Origin of the sequence: Endobacter medicaginis, from assembly GCF_014192375.1 — a bacterium.
GTDB classification, from domain to species: domain Bacteria; phylum Pseudomonadota; class Alphaproteobacteria; order Acetobacterales; family Acetobacteraceae; genus Endobacter; species Endobacter medicaginis.
Map to the genome: position 1 here is coordinate 246,565 of NZ_JACHXV010000004.1, position 13,353 is coordinate 259,917.

The following is a 13,353-nucleotide window of genomic DNA, read 5'->3' on the forward strand; positions in this document are numbered from 1 at the left end:
CCCCCGGCGCGCCGGGGGTTTTCCATGCTTCGCGCCTCGGTCAGTGCGTCTTGAGATACAGCACCCAAAGCCGCGACAGGCGCGATTCCGGGGTGCCAGGAGTGACGCTCTTGAACGTCGCCACCGCATCGGCCTTCTTGCCGGCCTTCATCTGCGCATAGCCGAGATCGAGCTTCGCCTGGTCGGGGAAGCGCAGGCCGCCCTTGGCGATCCCCTGCTGGATGAGGGCGATGCCCTTGTCGGAATTGCCCAGCGAGGCCTCGGTGATGCCGTCATCGACGAGATCGGAACCATCCTTCTCGTTCGCTGCCGCGGCCTCGTCCTTGGGCAGCGAGGCGGTCTTGGCCGCGATGCGCTTGTCGATCAGCGCGGCAAGGCGCTGCTCACGGGCGGCGTCGGCCTTGCCCATCACCCCGGCCGAGGTGCCGGCGGCCATGATCGACTTGCCCTCGCCGAGCGCGCCGTCCTGCACGGCGGATTCGGTCGCATCCATATAGGCCGCCTCGTCGCCGAGCAGGCCGAGGGCGAGCTGGAGGCGCTGGAGCTCGAACGACAGATGCGCCGGGAAGGACGGATCGGTCTGGATGCCGTGCACGAGGTTCTGCCAGTAATCGGGCTTGGGATAGTAGGTGACCAGCAGCTCCAGCGTATGGGTGAAGCCGGCGGTGTCGTTCATCGCGCGCTGGCAGGCGGACAGCAGCTGGAGCTGCTCCTCGGCCGGCTTGCCGCCGGCCTTCACGGTCTGATCGATCTGCGCCTGCTGCAGCTTCGCCGCGTTGGCGTAGTCCTTTTTTTCGTAATACGCCTGGATCTTCAGACGGGTGGTCTGCGGGTTCGGCCCCGCGAGCTTGGTGTAGCGGTCGAGCCAGGTGATGGCGCGGTCGTAGTCATGCGCCGAATAGGCCATCGAGGCGATCGCCAGCGTCATCTGCGCCTGCTGTGCGGACGACAGCTTGCCCGACGCGATCAGCTTCTCGTAGGCATTGGCCGCGGTCTTGGTGTCGCCCGCCTGCTGGGCGATGGCACCGCGCATCTCGGTGATGATGAAGTCTTCATAGGACGACTTGCCACCGACCGCGTCGGCCTCGTTCACATCCGCCTGGGCCTTGGCATAGTTGTGCCGGGCGAGCTCGGCCTTGGCGGCAGCGAGCGGCTTGCCGACCGCCGGTCGCAGGTCTTCGGCATTCGCGCCCCCCGCACCGACCCCGGCCACGACCCCGCAGGCCAGCATCGCCGCACTGCCGAGAAGGATGCGCCGGAATGCGAAAGAGACAGACATCATCACTCAGTTGTTTCCCATATACTGTTCGTTGCCGACGATGCCGAGCTTGTCGACACCGACGCGCTGCGCATCCGCCATCACGTGGGCGACAACGTCGTAGGAGGCCAGCTTGTTCGGCCGCACATGCACTTCCGGCTGATCCTGCTGGGCCACCACGTTGCGGAAATGCGCGATCAGGTCGTTCTCGTTGCCGATCGCCGTCCCGTCCCACAGGATCGAGCCGTCGAAATCGATATCGATGGTCACCACGGTCGGCTGCACCAGCGGCGGCGGCGGGTTGCCCTGCGGCAGGTCGATGTTCACCGAATGCGTCTGCATCGGAATGGTGATGATGAGCATGATCAGCAGCACCAGCATCACGTCGATCAGCGGCGTGGTGTTGATGTCGAGCATCGGCTCTTCGTTGTCGCCGGCCGAGCCGGATCCGACAGTCATGGCCATGGCGTTGTGCCTCCGCGGTCACATCGGCGAGGCACCGGAAGGAATCGCGTCCTTCCGGTGCGTCGTGGTTTCAGTTGTTGGTCGGGCGTTCGGTGATGAAGCCGACCTTGGCGATGCCCGAGCGCTGGAGGTCGTAGACGACCTTGCCGACATACTCGTAGCGCGCCGCCATGTCGCCGCGGATATGAACCGCCGGCTGCGGCACCGTCACCGCAGCCTTGTGCAGACGGTCGAGCAGTTCGGCGTTGTCCTTCATCAGCGTCGTGTCCCAGAACACATCGCCATCCTTGTTGATGGCGATGGTGATGTCCTTGGGCTTGGTCTGCGACGCCTGGTTGGCGACGGTCGGCAGCTTGACCGGCACCGTGTGCGTCACGACCGGGATGGTGATCAGGAAGATGATCAGCAGCACCAGCATGACGTCGACGAGCGGCGTGGTGTTGATGGTCGACACCACGGTGTCGTCGTCGGCATCACCGTCGGAGGGGACGTTGACCGCCATGGCGTTCAGCCGACCTTGCCGGGCAGGCCGACGCGCGCACCGCTGACGGTCACGGTCTGCACGTCGGTCGAGAAGTAGCGGACGAACTCCATCGCGCTCTTGTTGCGGCGGACCAGCCAGTTGTAGCCGAGCAGCGCCGGCACGGCGGTGGCCAGACCGATCGCGGTCATGATCAGCGCCTCACCCACGGGGCCGGCGACCTTGTCGATCGAGGCCTGGCCGGCGATGCCGATCGCGGTCAGCGCGTGATAGATGCCCCACACCGTGCCGAACAGACCGACGAACGGCGAGGCCGAGGCGACGGTGGCGAGGAAGGCCAGGCCGCCCTGGAGGCGCGACTGGATGGTCTCGACGCCGCGCTGGATCGACATCGTCACCCACGACGAGCGGTCGATGTCCTCGAGCATGCCGCCTTCGTGATGCTCGTTGGCGACCAGGGCATTCTCGGCGATGTAGCGGAACGGCGAGTTCGCCTTGAGCGAATCCGCACCCTCGCGCACCGAGGACTTGCTCCAGAACGATTTCTGCGCGGCCTTGGCGGCAGAGAACAGGCGCTGCTGCTCGAGCAGCTTGGTCACGATGATGTACCACGAGCCGACCATCATGATCAGCAGGATGATGAGCACGCCGCGAGCGACGAAATCGCCGTTCTTCCACAGCGCGCCGAGACCGTAGGGGTTGGCGACGTCGGCGGTCTTGGGTGCCTCCGGCGGCGGCTGCGGGGCATCCGCGGCGGGGGCGGGCGTCTCGGCAGGGGCCGCGGTGGCGGGCGCGGCGGTGCCGGCATCGGGAGCGGGAGCGGGCGCGGCAGCGGCCGGAGCCGCATCCGGGGCCGGAGTGGCGGCCGGCGGGGTCGCGGCCGGCGGCGGGCTGGCGGGCGCCGGCTCGCTGGACGGCGCCGACTGGGCAAGGGCCGACGGCGCGAAGGCGATGGTCGGCGCCACCAGGGAGGTCGTCGCACTGAGCGACAGGACCAGGCCGGTTGCGAGTGCGGGCAGGCGAGTCTTGCGGGTCATCATGGTTCCTCTTGCCTGGGGCTGTCTTCGGCCCCGCCGGTCGTGTCGCTTGGTTCGGTCGGCTTTAAAGATCCCGCCCCGGCCGAGGCCGGAGCGGGAGGGCATCACGGATCACTCGCTGCCGAGACGATACGTGATGTGGAAGGTGTGGCGGCTCTCCACCGGCACGCCATTGTGGACGCGGGGCGTGTAACGGCGGGTGGAGACGAAATCCATCGCCGAGCGGGCGAAGGCGCTGCCGCCCTGGGTCGAAGTCACCTGGCAGTTCGAGGTCTTGCCGGTGGTGTCCACGTCGCAGGTGACGTTCACCGAACCCTCGCGGCCCTGGTCCTGCATCTCCTCGGGATATTCGGGCTGGCCGCCGTTGAGCGGGCGCTCGCCGACGTCATGATCGGGCACGGCCGGGCCGGGAGGCGCCGGATGGGTCGCGATCGGGCCGGGCGTCGGCGGCGTCGGCGGCGGCGTATGCGTCACCGTCTGGATCGCCTTGGGCGGCGGCGGCTGCTGGATCTGGATGTCCGGCGGCGGGATGTAGGGCGGCGGCGGCTGCGCCATGGTCGGCGGCGGCGGCGGCGGCGGGGGCGGCGGCGGCGGCTTGTGCTCCTCAATGATCTTGGTCTCGATCGGCGGCTTGACCAGATCGACGATGCTGTGGCCGAGGCCGCTGACCAGCGCCCAGATCAGCAGGGCCTGGAAGACGAGCACAACGGCCAGGATCGCCAGTTGGCGCACCGGATTGCGTTGTTGCTGCGCGTAATTCATCTCGAGGCAACTCTCCGCTGCGATCAACACCAGCCGGCGAACATGTCACCGGGCAAACCTGTTGCGACGGGCAAACGCGGTTCGCCCCGACCCAGCATCCCTGCCCGGTCCATTGCGCCCCGCGGTCCATCGCGTGAGGCGCATGGCAGCACATGCGGTCCGCTTAGCCAATCGCTTTTTGCACGGCTGGATGGCGTTCCATGCGCGCCCAGCGGGCACGTGCAGGTCGCATACCTTCCGCAACACTTTGATAATATTACATTTATTTTTGTGTGCGCTGCACAAAACAAGAATGATGGCGTCTTATTTTTGCTCTTGCGCGCGCTCTTGAGACAACAGACGGGAACCGTTGCCTGCCTAAGACTCAGGCGGGCTGCCCACGGTTCGACCATGGGCAGCCCGTCCCTTCGGCAGCCTCGACGTGCCTGCCGCACCGCTATTGCGCGGTGGCACTCGCCTCCGACCGCGTCGCCCCGACTCGCTGGGCGAGCGAGGCGGCCATGAACTCGTCCAGCGCGCCGTCGAGCACCGCGTCCGGATTGCCCTTCTCCACCCCGGTGCGCAGGTCCTTGACCAGCTGGTACGGGGCCAGCACGTAGGAGCGGATCTGGTGGCCCCAGCCGATATCGGTCTTGGCCGCCTCGGTCTGTGCGGCGGCAGCCTCACGCTTCTGCAGCTCCGCCTCGTAGAGCCGCGCCTTGAGCATCCCCATGGCGGTCGCACGGTTGCGGTGCTGGGAGCGGTCGGTCTGACAGGCGACGATGATGCCGGACGGCACATGGGTGATGCGGATCGCCGATTCGGTCTTGTTGACGTGCTGGCCGCCCGCGCCGGAGGCCCGGAACGTGTCGACCTTCAGGTCGGCCTCGTTGATCTCGATCTCGATGCTGTCGTCGACCACCGGATAGACCCATACGCTGGCGAAGCTGGTCTGCCGGCGTGCCGCCGCATCGAAGGGCGAGATGCGCACCAGGCGGTGCACCCCGGCCTCGGTCTTCAGCCACCCATAGGCGTTGGGCCCGGTGACCTGCATCGTCGCCGACTTCAGCCCCGCCTGCTCGCCTTCGGAGGCCTCCATCAGCGTGATCTTGTAGCCATGCTGTTCCGACCAGCGCGAATACATGCGCAGCAGCATCTCGGCCCAGTCCTGCGCCTCGGTGCCCCCTGCACCGGAATTGACTTCCAGATAGCAGTCATTGGCATCCGCCTCGCCCGACAGCAGGCTCTCGATCTCGCGCCGCTTGGCCTCCTCGGCAAGATTGCGCAGGGTGGCAAGCCCGTCGGCGACCATCGCCTCGTCGCCCTCCATCTCCGCCAGCTCGATCAGTTCGAGCGTGTCGGCGACATCGGCCTCCAGCTTCTGCACGCCCTCGACCTGGCCGGCCAGCTGCGTGCGCTCGCGCATCAGCTTCTGCGCCGCCTCGGCATCGTTCCACAGATCCGGGTCCTCGACCCGGGCATTCAGCTCCGCGAGGCGGCCTTGTGCGACATCCCAGTCAAAGATGCCTCCTCAGCAGTGCCACCGACTGCTTGATCTGTTCGTTCAGCGCGTCGGATTCGGCCGACATGGTCTGCTCCTGTGTTGAAGGGCGGGCGTCAATACAGGCCGCCCACGCCGATGTCACTCCCGGTGGCCGGCTTCGGCGGCGGCCGCTGGCCGGGGACGGGCGGGCTGCCTGACGCACCGGCGACCGGCACGGCTGCGGCACCTGCGTAGTCGCCGGAGCTCGCGATGCCGGCATTGTCGGCCTCGGTGCCGGTATCGGCGTCGGTCAGACCATTGCCCATATCCGCGCCGGCGACCGCGACGCCGCCCAGCCCGATCGACTCACCGGGCTTCTGGTCGAGCTTGAAGGCGTCGAGCGCGGTGCCGCGACCGCTGCCCCAGCGGGCCAGCACCACGCCCGGCGGCGCGCGGAACTCGACCTTCGGCTGGCCATTCAGCGCGAACTTCATGAACCGGTTCCAGATCGGACCGGCGACGTTGCCGCCGGTCTCCTTCTCGCCGAGGCTCTTGGGCGTGTCGTAGCCGATCCATACCGCGGTGAGCATCTGCGGCGCGTAGCCGACGAACCAGGCGTCGTTGAAATCCTGGGTCGTGCCGGTCTTGCCGGCGATCGGCTGCTCGATCCCGCTACCGGCCCGCGTGCCGGTGCCGCGCCGGATGACATCCTGCATCATCGTGGTGATCTGGAAGGCGCTGTCGGGATCGGCCACCCGGGTGCGGGTGTCGATGATCTCCGGCAACGCGTCCGCCCCGGGTGCGGCCTGGGTGGCGACCGCCGGATCGAGTGCCGGCTGCACCACGGCGGGCAGGCCATGGACCTTGCCGTTCGCATCCGGCTGCACCTGTGCCTGCGCGACATAGGGGATCTGCGCATCGCCCGCGGTCTGGGTGCCGAGATCGAAACCGGGAGCGCGGTAGATCACCCGCCCGTCGCGATCCTGCACGCTGTCGATCAGGCTCGGAGTGACCAGCCTCCCGCCCTGCTCGATCGAGGCATAGGCGCCGGCCTCACGCAGCACCGTGGTCTCGACCGCGCCGAGGGCGGCCGGCAGCACCTTGGGCATCGCATCCACCTCGTGCAGCGCGATCGCCAGATCGGCGATGTTGCCCATGCCGACATGGGCGGCGAGCCGCACGGTCACCAGATTGAGCGATTCCATCAGCGCATCGTGCAGCGAGGTGGGGCCGTTGAAATCCATCTCGTAGTTGTTCGGACGCCAGCTGCCGTTGACATAGGGCGCGTCCATGAACTGCTGGCTGGGCGAGATGCCCTGCTCCATCGCGGCGAGATAGACGATCGGCTTGAACGAACTGCCGGGCTGGCGCTGCGCCTGTGTGGCACGGTCGAACTGGCTGGCCTCGTAGCTCCACCCGCCGACCAGTGCCGCGACGCGGCCGGTGCGCGGGTTCAGCGCGACCAGCGCGCCCGAGACCTTGGGGATGGTGCGCAGGGTGAGGGTATCGCCGCCGCCCTCGGCATCCGGCTCGGTGGCGTCGACGCCCTTGGCCTCGGCGCGGCGGCCGAGCGCATCCTTCTGGCTCGGCTCGATCATCACCACATCGCCCGGGTGCGGGTTGCGCATCCAGAACCGGTCGCCGCTGGAAAGCTGACCGGTGTGCGGCGCGCCTTCACTGACCTTTCCGCCCGGCCCGATATCGAGCTCCAGCCACCCCACCCGGCCTTGCGGCTTGCCCGGCAGGATCACCGCCAGCCGCCAGCTGCTGAGCATGCCGGCGGGTGCTGCCACCTGTGCCAGCGCAGGCCCCCAGCTCGACGCCTCGGCGGTGATGTCGTTGAGATGCGTCACCGTGCCGTGCCACGGCTCGTGCGCGCGGTCATAGGCCAGCAGCCCGGCGCGCAGGTCGCGCGCCGCCTCGGCCTGCAGACGCGGGTCGAGGCTGGTCTGCACCACCAGCCCGCCCTCGTTGGTCTGCGCGGTGCCATACATGCCGACGAGCTGGCGACGCACCTCCTCGGCATACCAGCCGGCACCCGGAATCGGGTCGGGGCGATGGAAATTCCGCGGGATCAGCGGCTCGGCCTCGGCCTCGGCGGCCTGGGCGCGGGTGATCGCGCCGGTCTCGACCATGCGTTCGAGCACGAAGTTGCGCCGCGTCCTCGCGGCGTCGGGGAAGCGGAACGGGTTGTAGTTGGTCGGCGATTTCGGCAGGGCCGCCAGCGAGGCGGCCTCGGCGATGGTGAGTTCATCGAGCGGCTTGTTGAAATAGGTCTGCGCGGCGGCGACGATGCCGTAGGCGCCGGCACCGAGATAGATCTCGTTGAGATAGATCTCGAGGATGCGTTCCTTGCTCAGCACCTGCTCGATGCGCATCGCCAGGATCGCCTCCTGCGCCTTGCGCTCCAGCGACAGCGTGTTGGAGCCGAGCAGCATGTTGCGCGCCACCTGCTGGGTGATGGTCGAGGCCCCCACCGGACGACGATGCTCGTGCATCATCGTCACGTCGGTGACGGCGGCGCGCAGGATGGCGAGCGGATCGACGCCGCCATGGGTCCAGAAATTCTGGTCCTCGACGGCAACGAAGGCCTGCTTCACCCGGTCGGGAATCGCGCTGTACGGCACGAAGATGCGCCGCTCGGCGGCGAGTTCGGCCATCACCCGGCTGTCGGAGGAATAGACCCGGCTCATCACCGGCGGCTGGTAATGCGTCAGGCTGTCGACAGTCGGCAGGTCATGGGTCAGCAGCGCGTATTTGTGCCACACGATCAGGCCGCCGGTGGCACCGACCAGGATCACCGCGCCCAGCGAAGCGCCGGCGAAGCGCCGCCAGAAGCGGAACCGTGGGCGCAGGGGCCCGCGCGGCGGCCGGCCACCACCACCATTGCGCGGCGGCTGGCGCGGCGGCCCACCTGCATCGCGCGGCGCCATCGGCTCGCGTGAGCGCGCGCCGGCAAACAGGCCGGGAGGCACGCCGGAGGGGTCGGATGCGGTCATCGCCGTGTCCTAGCCTATTTCCGTCCCGCCTGCCACGCGCCGCCCGTTCACATACCCAGCCAGTGCAGCCGGTGCAGCAACGCGACCGCGGCGGGAGCGGCGAGTGCGGTCAGCAGCCCGTTCAGGCCGATGCCGAGGGCAGAGAACGCCGCCGCCAGCGGGTCGCGCCCCGCCACCTGGGCTGCCGCGATGCCGCTGCCAGCGAGCCCGGCGGCGAGCCCGTGCGCGCGCCAGTCGCGCACCCCGGTCGCGCGCAGCAGGCTCTCGCCGAGCACGGCGGCGATGATGCCGCCGAGGATCGCCAGCACCGCGGTCAGCGCCGGCAGACCGCCGATCTCGCTCGCCACCGCCATCGCGATCGGGGTGGTGACCGCCTTCGGTGCCATCGACAGCGCCACCTGAGCGGGACCGCCGAGCAGCAACACGAAGCCGATGCCGCTCAGCATCGACACCAGACAGCCGACCAGCAGGGCCGCCCCCATCTCGACCAGCGAGCGGCGGACATGATGGATATTGTCGGCCAGCGGGATGGCGAGTGCGACGGTCGCCGGGCCGAGCAGGAAATGGATGAATTTCGCGCCGGAGAAATAGGTCGCATACGGCGTGCCGGTCACCAGCAGCAGCCCGCCCACCAGGGCGATCGCCACCAGCACCGGATTGACCAGCGGCGTGTCGCCGGCGGCCCGGCGCAGCGCCACTCCGATCAGATAGGCGCCGAGGGTCACGACCAGCCATAGTAGCGGCGTCACCGACAGCGAGACCCACAGCTGATGCATGCGCGGGGCCTACCGCGCCCGCGCAGCGCGCGCCGCCAGCAGCGCATGCATGACCCAGCCGGTGGCCAGCAGGCCGAGCAAGGTGGAGCCGACCAGCCCGACGGCGATCGGCAGCCAGGCCGCCCGCAACAGGCCTGCCATCGCCACCACGCCCACCCCCGCCGGCACGAACAGCAGGCCCATGTGGCGCACCAGGCTCCGCGCGACGCTGTCGAGTTCGGCCGGGGTTGCGGCCTCGCGCCCCGCGGCGCCGGCCCGGCTGCGGCGGATGACGAGAGCGCCGGCGAGCAGGAACATGCCGATCACTGGCCCTGGCACCGGCAGGTCAAGCACCGAGTGGGCGATCTCGCCGATGAGCTGGAACAGCAGGATGACGAACAGCGATTCGATCATGGGCGCCGAGCGTGGCGCGAACCGGCTTGTGGATCAATCACACCCGACCGGGTCGGCGCCCCTGCCGAGCCATTCGTCGATCGCCGCGCAGGCGTTGTTGACCGCCTCCTTGAAGGCGCCGCGGGCCCGTGTCGTGCGCGCCACCCCGCTGGCCGTGCCGCCCTTGGGCGCACCGTCGGGATAGATCGCCCAGCGCCGGATTTCCCCCTGCTGCGGGCCGACGACATAGCGGATACCGCGATATTCGAGCTCCTGTTCCATACATCGACAACCACGCCGCCATCCGTCGGTTCGATCCACGGCAGGGCCCACAAGGAGATTTGATCGTCCGGAGCAGGCTGGCATCACGATCGGGAAAGATCGGCCCCGGTGCCGCGTTAGTCACGACCAGACAAGGAGAATGGCACCGATGCAGTGTCGGCTCGACGGACAGATCGCCCTGGTGACCGGTGCAAGTTCCGGCATCGGTCTCGGCGTGGCCCAGGCGCTTGCCGAGGCGGGGGCCTCGGTGGCGGTGAACTACAACAGCCAGCGCGAACCGGCCGATCGGCTGGTCGACGAGATCGTCGCCCGCGGCGGTCGCGCGATCGCGGTCGGCGCGGACGTCTCCGACGAGGATGCCGTCGCCGCGATGTTCGCCACCGTGGTGGAGACATTCGGCGGGCTCGACATCCTGGTCGCCAATTCCGGCCTCCAGCAGGACTCCGCGGTTGCGGAGATGACGCTGGCCCAGTGGCGCAAGGTGATCGACGTCAACCTCACCGGGCAGTTCCTGTGCGCCCGCGCGGCGATCCGCCAGTTCGATACGCAGGGGCCACGCCAGGCCTCGAAGGCACGCGGCAAGATCATCCACATGAGTTCCGTGCACGACATCATCCCCTGGGCCGGGCATGTGAACTATGCCGCGTCGAAGGGCGGCATCCTGATGCTGATGAAATCGCTTGCCCAGGAGGTGGCCGACCGCGGCATCCGGATCAACGCGATCTCGCCCGGCGCCATCCGCACCGCGATCAACAAGGCGGAGACGGAGGGCGAGAAGGGCGAGAAACTGCTCGACCTGATCCCCTACAAGCGCATCGGCGCCGCCGAGGACATCGCCCGTGTGGCCACCTTCCTCGCTTCCGACATGGCAGACTACATCGTCGGCACCACGATCTATGTCGATGGCGGAATGACCCTGTATCCCGAGTTCAACGGCAATGGCTGAGACGATGAGCGACCTGCGCGGCACCGACATTCCTTACAGCGACGGGCGGCTCGACTGCCTGGGCTATCAAGCGGAGGCCTCGGCCGACGCACCCTGGGTGGTGGTGGTGCATGAATGGAGCGGGCTGAACCACGGCACCAAGGCCGCCTGCGACCGCCTCGCCGGGCTCGGCTTCAATGCCTTCGCGCTCGACGTGTTCGGCGCTGGCACGCGCGGCGACGAGACCGGCGATAATTCCCACCTGATCGGCCCTTTGCTGGGTGATCGCACCGAACTGCTGCGGCGGCTCACCGGCGGGTTCGAAGCGGTGAAGCGCCTGCCGGGCGTGCCCGAAGGCGGGCTCGGCGCGATGGGCTTCTGCTTCGGCGGCCTGTCGGTGCTGGACATGGCCCGCGCCGCCCTGCCCGGCCTTCGTGCGGTAATCTCCATCCACGGCATCCTCGCTGCCCCGCCGACCCCGACGGGCCCGATCGCCGCCAGCGTGCTCGCCCTGCATGGCTGGGAGGACCCGTTCGCGGACACCGATGCGGTAAAGGCCTTCGCCGAGGAAATGACCACGGCCGGCGCCGACTGGCAGCTCCACGCCTACGGCCATGCGAAACACGCCTTCAGCTTCCCGCGCGCCAACAAACCGGAAATGGGCATCCTCTACGAGCCCCGCGCCGCCGCCCGTACCTGGCGCACCATCCCGGCCTTCTTCGACGAGACACTGCGCGGCGGGTAGACAGAGAAATTGACGAACAGGTCGAAGGAATAGCAGTATTCGTTTCGGATACGGATTTGTCTGCCCTCACTGCGGGACATCTTCGCCATGCCGATCCGACGTCGCTCCCTTCTCGCGGGTCTCGCCTGCTCCACCGTCTCCCGCCCGGCCGTCGCCGATTGCGTTTCGGCCCGGGTCTCCGACCCGGTGCTGTTCGGCGTGACCGAACTCGGTCCTGCCGATGGCGCACCGTTCACGATGACCGTGTTCTATCCGGCCCTTCCGGGCCTGGTTCGGTTGAACGGCGGCACATCGAAGAACGTCTTCGCATCCTGTCCGCACGCCGCCTCGCTGATCGTGCTGATCCATGGCGACGGCACGACGTGGCAGAGCTGGACACATCTTCCGGCCAGCCTGGCGCGCGCCGGCTACATCGTCGCCGTACCCGAGGTGCCGCATGCGCCGATGTCCGATGCGGTCGACAAGACGGTGTCGTTCGTGTCGCAGCGCGCACCCTTCGCCGCTGCGCTCGATGGCAGGGTCGGGCTGATCGGACACAGCCTCGGTGCGGGCGCGGTCATGCAGTTCGCGACCGATCCGACACTCAACCGGAATGTCGGGGGCATCGCCGCGCTCTCGGCAAACTACGAACCGGTTTTCCCGGGCGGACCGCCGTTCGGGCAGCTCCGCTGCCCGGTGATGATCGTCTGGGGCCGCGAGGACGCGCTGATCGCCTCGGGCGATTCGCCGAGCTACGATCTTACCCAACCCGGCAATGTCAGCAGCAACTGGGCGCCCATCCCGGCGCCCAAGCATCTGCTGACCATCGAGCGCGGACACCACTACGATTATGTGGGTGCCGGCGCCCCGGGTCTGATGCTGCAAGGCGACACGATCGGCCCCTGTCGGGAGGTACCGTTCGTCATCGCCGCGTGGCTCACGACGTTCTTCGCCCACGCCATCCCCCGACCGCAGCCCGATCCGATCGACGACCAGTTGCTGCCTGCGGCCATCTCGCCGCCCTTTGGTGCCTGCTTCCTGACGGATCTGATCGATTTCAAGGCCGGTCAGATCGCGCACCCCTCCGATACTTGTGGATTCAGCCATTACTGGGAAACCCAGACCACCGGAAAAGAGGATCTGGTGGTACCGAACTGGTCGGTCGGCATCCAGTATGTGACCAACGGCACCCATCAGAGCGGCAGCAAGACAGTCACCTGTCAGATCGTTGCCACCGCCAGCGGGCTTTGGCATCCGCGCTTCACCTGGAGCCTGGGCTGGCCGGGGGCAAGCGTGAAGCCGTTGAGCGCCGACGGAGCGATGGTGTCGATCACCTTCCCGAATGCAACGGTCAAGCCTGGGACTCTTCTTGGCGCGCTGACCCTGACCGCGAGCGATTCGTGCGGGCGCAGCGTGTCACTGCACGACGCGATCCTGCCGACCTACGCGGCCCTGGGTCTCGCACCACCATCGACGACGACCTGCCCGAAACTGGTCCCCGGCCAGATCAACGCGCCTTGCCCGCCGAAAGGTGCTCCTTGACGCCTGCGCCCGGTCCCGGTCAGGGCTTCGATCGGATTTCCGACTGCAGCCAGCCGGAGGCCAGGATCGCCAGAGACATCAGCAGCGACCAGAACCCCGCCCACCAGAAGCCGATCGGCGGCCCGGCGGTGCCGAGGCTGAGATATTTCGCGTCGAACCGCGCAGCGTAATAGATCGCCAACGTGACCACCGGCCACAGCACCACCGCGGCGATCACATAGATCAGCCGCGGGTCGCGGGGGCTGGGTCGGGCATCGGTGGTCACTGG

At 68.1% G+C, this 13,353-nt stretch carries 14 protein-coding genes; 3 read left to right on the forward strand and 11 right to left on the reverse strand.

Annotated features, from left to right (window positions below):
- Window positions 1-40 precede the first annotated feature (40 nt).
- The 10 genes from FHR90_RS06885 to FHR90_RS06930 all read right to left on the reverse strand — a co-directional run bounded on the left by FHR90_RS06885 (window position 41) and on the right by FHR90_RS06930 (window position 9,894).
- Window positions 41-1,279 (reverse strand): tetratricopeptide repeat protein, encoded by a 1,239-nt coding sequence (locus FHR90_RS06885; protein WP_176623140.1) that lies wholly within the window; start codon window positions 1,277-1,279, stop codon window positions 41-43.
- 6 nt (window positions 1,280-1,285) lie between these two features.
- Window positions 1,286-1,723, reverse strand: coding sequence for an ExbD/TolR family protein (locus FHR90_RS06890; protein WP_176623138.1), 438 nt, complete (start codon window positions 1,721-1,723; stop codon window positions 1,286-1,288).
- Between the two features lie 70 nt (window positions 1,724-1,793).
- Complete coding sequence (locus FHR90_RS06895) at window positions 1,794-2,225, reverse strand: ExbD/TolR family protein (RefSeq protein ID WP_176623136.1); 432 nt, start codon at window positions 2,223-2,225, stop codon at window positions 1,794-1,796.
- 5 nt (window positions 2,226-2,230) lie between these two features.
- Window positions 2,231-3,241, reverse strand: a complete 1,011-nt coding sequence (locus tag FHR90_RS06900) for a MotA/TolQ/ExbB proton channel family protein (protein WP_183274960.1) — start codon at window positions 3,239-3,241, stop codon at window positions 2,231-2,233.
- Window positions 3,242-3,352: 111 nt separating this feature from the next.
- Window positions 3,353-4,003 carry an energy transducer TonB gene (locus FHR90_RS06905; RefSeq protein WP_183274961.1) on the reverse strand — a complete coding sequence of 217 codons (651 nt, stop codon included), beginning with the start codon at window positions 4,001-4,003 and terminating at the stop codon, window positions 3,353-3,355.
- Between the two features lie 436 nt (window positions 4,004-4,439).
- Window positions 4,440-5,571 (reverse strand): peptide chain release factor 2 gene (gene prfB, locus FHR90_RS06910; RefSeq protein ID WP_176624698.1). Its coding sequence is split into 2 segments (ribosomal slippage): window positions 4,440-5,501 and window positions 5,503-5,571, totalling 1,131 coding nucleotides; the frame shifts between segments, so codons are not numbered across the junction.
- 28 nt (window positions 5,572-5,599) lie between these two features.
- Window positions 5,600-8,398, reverse strand: coding sequence for a penicillin-binding protein 1A (locus FHR90_RS06915; RefSeq protein ID WP_183275004.1), 2,799 nt, complete (start codon window positions 8,396-8,398; stop codon window positions 5,600-5,602).
- A 113-nt stretch (window positions 8,399-8,511) separates the two neighbouring features.
- Window positions 8,512-9,240 (reverse strand): LrgB family protein, encoded by a 729-nt coding sequence (locus FHR90_RS06920; protein WP_183274962.1) that lies wholly within the window; start codon window positions 9,238-9,240, stop codon window positions 8,512-8,514.
- Between the two features lie 9 nt (window positions 9,241-9,249).
- Window positions 9,250-9,633, reverse strand: coding sequence for a CidA/LrgA family protein (locus FHR90_RS06925; protein WP_183274963.1), 384 nt, complete (start codon window positions 9,631-9,633; stop codon window positions 9,250-9,252).
- A gap of 33 nt (window positions 9,634-9,666) precedes the next feature.
- Window positions 9,667-9,894, reverse strand: coding sequence for a hypothetical protein (locus FHR90_RS06930; RefSeq protein ID WP_176622651.1), 228 nt, complete (start codon window positions 9,892-9,894; stop codon window positions 9,667-9,669).
- Between the two features lie 148 nt (window positions 9,895-10,042).
- Here FHR90_RS06930 and FHR90_RS06935 point away from each other — a divergent pair, with 148 nt between their 5' ends.
- The 3 genes from FHR90_RS06935 (at window position 10,043) to FHR90_RS06945 (ending at window position 13,085) form a co-directional block, all read left to right on the forward strand.
- Window positions 10,043-10,840 (forward strand): glucose 1-dehydrogenase, encoded by a 798-nt coding sequence (locus tag FHR90_RS06935; protein WP_176622649.1) that lies wholly within the window; start codon window positions 10,043-10,045, stop codon window positions 10,838-10,840.
- Between the two features lie 4 nt (window positions 10,841-10,844).
- Window positions 10,845-11,564, forward strand: coding sequence for a dienelactone hydrolase family protein (locus FHR90_RS06940; RefSeq protein WP_176622647.1), 720 nt, complete (start codon window positions 10,845-10,847; stop codon window positions 11,562-11,564).
- 87 nt (window positions 11,565-11,651) lie between these two features.
- The gene (locus FHR90_RS06945; protein WP_176622645.1) at window positions 11,652-13,085 is read left to right on the forward strand and encodes an alpha/beta fold hydrolase; all 1,434 of its coding nucleotides are present in this window, start codon (window positions 11,652-11,654) and stop codon (window positions 13,083-13,085) included.
- A 19-nt stretch (window positions 13,086-13,104) separates the two neighbouring features.
- Here FHR90_RS06945 and FHR90_RS06950 read toward each other — a convergent pair whose 3' ends face one another.
- Window positions 13,105-13,350 carry a hypothetical protein gene (locus FHR90_RS06950; RefSeq protein ID WP_176622643.1) on the reverse strand — a complete coding sequence of 82 codons (246 nt, stop codon included), beginning with the start codon at window positions 13,348-13,350 and terminating at the stop codon, window positions 13,105-13,107.
- Window positions 13,351-13,353 lie beyond the last annotated feature (3 nt).

Excerpts from the sequence above, each read along its gene's own strand:
- FHR90_RS06885 (WP_176623140.1), bottom strand. The coding sequence starts at position 1,279 with ATGTCTGTCTCTTTCGCATTCCGGCGCATCCTTCTCGGCAGTGCGGCG.
- FHR90_RS06890 (WP_176623138.1), bottom strand. The coding sequence starts at position 1,723 with ATGGCCATGACTGTCGGATCCGGCTCGGCCGGCGACAACGAAGAGCCG.
- FHR90_RS06895 (WP_176623136.1), bottom strand. The coding sequence starts at position 2,225 with ATGGCGGTCAACGTCCCCTCCGACGGTGATGCCGACGACGACACCGTG.
- FHR90_RS06900 (WP_183274960.1), bottom strand. The coding sequence starts at position 3,241 with ATGACCCGCAAGACTCGCCTGCCCGCACTCGCAACCGGCCTGGTCCTG.
- FHR90_RS06905 (WP_183274961.1), bottom strand. The coding sequence starts at position 4,003 with ATGAATTACGCGCAGCAACAACGCAATCCGGTGCGCCAACTGGCGATC.
- FHR90_RS06915 (WP_183275004.1), bottom strand. The coding sequence starts at position 8,398 with ATGGCGCCGCGCGATGCAGGTGGGCCGCCGCGCCAGCCGCCGCGCAAT.
- FHR90_RS06920 (WP_183274962.1), bottom strand. The coding sequence starts at position 9,240 with ATGCATCAGCTGTGGGTCTCGCTGTCGGTGACGCCGCTACTATGGCTG.
- FHR90_RS06925 (WP_183274963.1), bottom strand. The coding sequence starts at position 9,633 with ATGATCGAATCGCTGTTCGTCATCCTGCTGTTCCAGCTCATCGGCGAG.
- FHR90_RS06930 (WP_176622651.1), bottom strand. The coding sequence starts at position 9,894 with ATGGAACAGGAGCTCGAATATCGCGGTATCCGCTATGTCGTCGGCCCG.
- FHR90_RS06935 (WP_176622649.1), top strand. The coding sequence starts at position 10,043 with ATGCAGTGTCGGCTCGACGGACAGATCGCCCTGGTGACCGGTGCAAGT.
- FHR90_RS06940 (WP_176622647.1), top strand. The coding sequence starts at position 10,845 with ATGAGCGACCTGCGCGGCACCGACATTCCTTACAGCGACGGGCGGCTC.
- FHR90_RS06945 (WP_176622645.1), top strand. The coding sequence starts at position 11,652 with ATGCCGATCCGACGTCGCTCCCTTCTCGCGGGTCTCGCCTGCTCCACC.